This is a genomic window from Candidatus Caldatribacterium sp. (assembly GCA_014359405.1).
Classification (GTDB): Bacteria; Atribacterota; Atribacteria; order Atribacterales; family Caldatribacteriaceae; genus Caldatribacterium; species Caldatribacterium oleiphilum.
Map to the genome: position 1 here is coordinate 1 of JACIZN010000070.1, position 3,596 is coordinate 3,596.

General features: G+C 53.1%; 4 protein-coding genes and 1 pseudogene (1 of these 5 running past the window's edge). All 5 read right to left on the bottom strand.

Features of this window, described 5'->3' with window-relative positions; translation table 11 throughout:
• Window positions 1-1,251, bottom strand: a 1,251-nt coding sequence (locus H5U36_06530; GenBank protein MBC7217787.1) for an FGGY-family carbohydrate kinase, incomplete at its 3' end; no start/stop codon positions are given.
• Between the two features lie 37 nt (window positions 1,252-1,288).
• Window positions 1,289-2,602, bottom strand: coding sequence for a sugar transferase (locus H5U36_06535; GenBank protein ID MBC7217788.1), 1,314 nt, complete (start codon window positions 2,600-2,602; stop codon window positions 1,289-1,291).
• A gap of 114 nt (window positions 2,603-2,716) precedes the next feature.
• Window positions 2,717-3,121 (bottom strand): RidA family protein, encoded by a 405-nt coding sequence (locus tag H5U36_06540; GenBank protein MBC7217789.1) that lies wholly within the window; start codon window positions 3,119-3,121, stop codon window positions 2,717-2,719.
• 13 nt (window positions 3,122-3,134) lie between these two features.
• Entirely contained in the window at window positions 3,135-3,557 is a 423-nt protein-coding gene (locus H5U36_06545) for a DUF86 domain-containing protein (protein ID MBC7217790.1), read from the bottom strand.
• Window positions 3,554-3,596, bottom strand: a pseudogene (locus H5U36_06550) (nucleotidyltransferase domain-containing protein); it runs 380 nt beyond the window's last position. Before H5U36_06550 ends, H5U36_06545 begins: the two are co-directional and overlap by 4 nt.

Below are 3,596 nucleotides of genomic sequence, written 5' to 3' on the forward strand. Positions count from 1 at the left end.
GGGAAGGTTGAGAATGTTTGCCCGGATTTTCCTCCAAATAGGGCTCTTTGACCCGCTTCCTGAAACGAAAACTCGCCGTATCGGTGTTGCTCCCAGTGCCTCAAGGAGCTCAAAGCCGTACCGCTCTACATACCCCACGCCCTCAAGACAGGCGGCGTAGAATTCGAGATTTCCTTTTTTCTTTCCCACCATGAAGAACTCCGCTTGAGGATGGGCAAAGGGGAAGCGTTCTCCCTTGCGGGTTAGAGGGTACACAAGAAGAGGCGAGGGAAGGGAAGAGGTAGCCACCTTTTCATCCCAGCTTGCAAGGTCCTCGTTGGGGAAAAAGTAGGTGAGGCATTCCCCACCGGTGTTTGAAGCTCCTCCGGGAAGCCAGAAGCCCTCAGGATGCAGGTGGCAGTACACCCGCCCCAGGGGGTCCTTGACGTGACGCTCGGAAATGCTCCGCACCACAAGGGTTGTCCCAAGGGTTGAGGAGACATCCCCAGGCCTTTGGGCGCCTGAAGCGTAAAAGGCTGCCGTACCATCGGTCGCCCCTGCGACAACAAGAAGGTCCGGCGAAAGACCCCACTCTTCTGCCAGGGAGGTCTTCAGTGTCCCCACCACCTCACCGCTTTTTACGACTCTTGGAAGCTTCTCAAGAGGAATTCCGAGCTTCTCCTCGATGAACGACGGCCAACGGCGCTCCATGAGGTCGTACCCCATCTTCAGGGTGTTCGAAATGTCCGATACTCCCCAGATTCCGGTAAGATGCCCAATCAGGTAATCAGTGGGATGGAGGAAAAGGGAAGCCCTTTCGAAAATCTCCGGGAGATTCCGCTTTATCCAGAGAACCTTGCAGAGGGCAAAGGAGGGGTCAAAGCGGTACCCCAAGCGCTCCGTAAAGTCCTGGGCAATCTCGTTCACCACATGTGCCTCGTCTTGAGCTCGGGAATCGTTGTACATGAGGGCATTCATTAAGGGATTTCCCTCGCTATCCACGGGAACGACCGTTCCTGAGGTTGAGGTAACCGAAAGGGCCCGTATGGATGCTCTCTTGTGTCCGGAAGAATCAAAAGTCAAGAGGACCTTCAGGAGGCACCGTTTTGTCTTTTCCCACCACTCCCTCGGGTCCTGTTCAAAACGCCGTCCCTCCTGGAAAGAGAATTCTATAGCCTCCTTTTCCTCGGCAACCACTTCCCCCTTGAGGGTGGCAATCATCGAGCGAACCCCCTGGGTCCCAAGGTCTATCCCAAGGACAAAGGTTTCCATGGCAGTCACTCCTTTGCATTTGTCTTCCCTGTGCGGATTACCTTGCCCCCTTCCCCAGGAGCATAACAAGAGGAGTCCGAACAAGAATTTCAAAATCAAGGCTTGGGGATACGTGTCTCAGGTAGTAGAGGTCGTACTCGAGCTTTTCCCAGACTGTTTCTGGTCCCTCATCGTACCTTCCTTGAATCTGGGCCCAGCCGGTGATTCCTGGTTTCACAAGGAGGCGAGTTTCGTAATAAGGGATGAGTCTCTTCCACCGTTCCACAAACTCTGGACGTTCAGGCCTTGGTCCCACAAGGCTCATCTCTCCTTTGAAAACGTTCCAGAGCTGTGGGAGCTCATCAAGGCGAGTCCTGCGGAGAAACCGCCCAATCTTCGTTACGCGAGGGTCGTTTCTTGAGGCAAGGACTGCTCCTGTGTGCCCTTCGGCATCAGGCACCATGGTCCGGAACTTGCAGAGCCTGAAGACCCTTCCGTCTTTTCCCACGCGTTCCTGCCAGTAGAAGACGGGACCTGGAGAGGTGAGGACAATAAGGAGGGCAAGAATTCCAAAAAGCGGGGAAAGGAGCACGAGAAAGATTCCCGCCAGAATCCGGTCAAGAAGGTACTTGATTGGGATGTAGGCGTTGCCCTCAACAATTCTCCGGTAATCGAGAAGGTCTGCCAGCGTCAGCTTAATCTGTCCTTGCTGCTCTTCAAAGAGGGGGAGAGCGTCCTCAACGGTGTAAGGGATACCCTCCTCCTCAAGAAGCGCAATGATGTCTCCCCGTTCCTGAGGGTCGAGAAAAACAGCCACTCGATCGATGTCCAGGTCCTTCTTGAGGCGTTTCAAATACACTATGAGTTCGTCCTTTTCAAAGGTTGCTACGTCTGTTCCCCCGATGACTGTGCCCAGGGGGGTTTCCCCCAGACGAAGGTCCCTGAAGAGCTGCCGTCCTTTTTCACCTTTGTAGAGCACAAATATCCGCTCGTCTTTCCAGGACTCAAGAAAGGGAAGGCGGAAGAGGTACGGGAAAAGGAAGCCGAGTCCTCCCCAAAAAAGGGCAATAAGACGGGGGAACTGAAAAATTCTGAGGTAGAAAAGAGTAGTCGTAAAAACAAAGAAGGAGAGGAAAGTCGAGAGAGCAAGACGGGTGAAAACAAATCTCAAAGAGCGGGACCTCGAGGAGTAGAGACCCAAAAGGGCGTAGAGGAAAAGGGGAAGGAGAGGAATCAGAAAAAACCATGTCCAGGAGGACGCAAGAAGTTTCAAAACGGCGGTATCCCGCTTCAGGGCAAAGTGGAGGAGGAAAGAGACGTAAACTGCCCCGAGGTTCCACGCATAATCCCAGAGGGGAAGGAATCGTACCACGAGTTTCACCGGATCTCGCTTACAGTCTCCCTTCCTGTGTCATTGTACCACAGGGTTCCTTCGCTTTCCCATTAGTGGAATGAAAAGCTCGAAAGAAGGTTCCGCTCACGAGCTTCATTCCGCCACGGTCTCGGATTTCTCTCGGGGAACATAAGCAACAGCCGCAATTTCCACCTTGCCACCTCGGGGAAGCGCGCTGACTCCAACACAGCATCTTGCAGGGTAAGGAGGCTTGAAGTACTGTGCATACACTTCGTTAACTGCAGGGAATTCCCGAAGGTCGGTGAGGAAAATAGTCACCTGCACCACGTGCTCCATCGTGAGCCCTGCTGCCCTAAGGATCGCGGAGATGTTCTCCAGGGCCTGCCGTGCCTGCTCAGTAACTTCATCTGACACAAGTTCCCCCTTTGGGGAAAGCCCGAGTTGCCCGGAGACGAAGACACACTCACCCACCTGTACTGCCTGGGAGTAGGGACCTATGGCCTGCGGGGCCTTATCAGTTGATACGGCCTTTTTCATAGTTCACCTTCTCCTATCGTAAGCCCAGTCTTTGGGAAACTTCCCCAAGGAATACTTCGATATCCTTGCACCTGTTGTGCAGGACATCGAGCACAATATCGTAGTTCAGGTTCTGGTAATCATGAGCAATGACATTCCTGAAGCCCACCATTTTGGCCAGTTTCCCGGCAAGCTCCATGGAGATGATTCCCGCTTCGCTCAGGATGTAGAAAGCCTCGCTCATGGTCGTAGGTTTTCTCAAGCCTTCATAGGCAACAAGAGCTTCTGCCAGGTCTATCGTTGCCTGTATAGCGAGGTAGAGATATCTCTCTAACGCACCTCGGAGGTCAACATCATTTTCTATTTCTTGCCGGGAGTACTTCTTGTACCGTTGCAGTATCGCCAGATATTTTATGATGGCGCTCTTCTTGTTTTCTATGACCTCGAGACTGCTCATGGTTTAGCCCTCGTCAAGTTGTACCGACGAAGAAGCATT

Bases quoted from the DNA above. Each gene is read 5' to 3' on its own strand.
- H5U36_06540 (MBC7217789.1), bottom strand. From the start codon at position 3,121: ATGAAAAAGGCCGTATCAACTGATAAGGCCCCGCAGGCCATAGGTCCC.
- H5U36_06545 (MBC7217790.1), bottom strand. From the start codon at position 3,557: ATGAGCAGTCTCGAGGTCATAGAAAACAAGAAGAGCGCCATCATAAAA.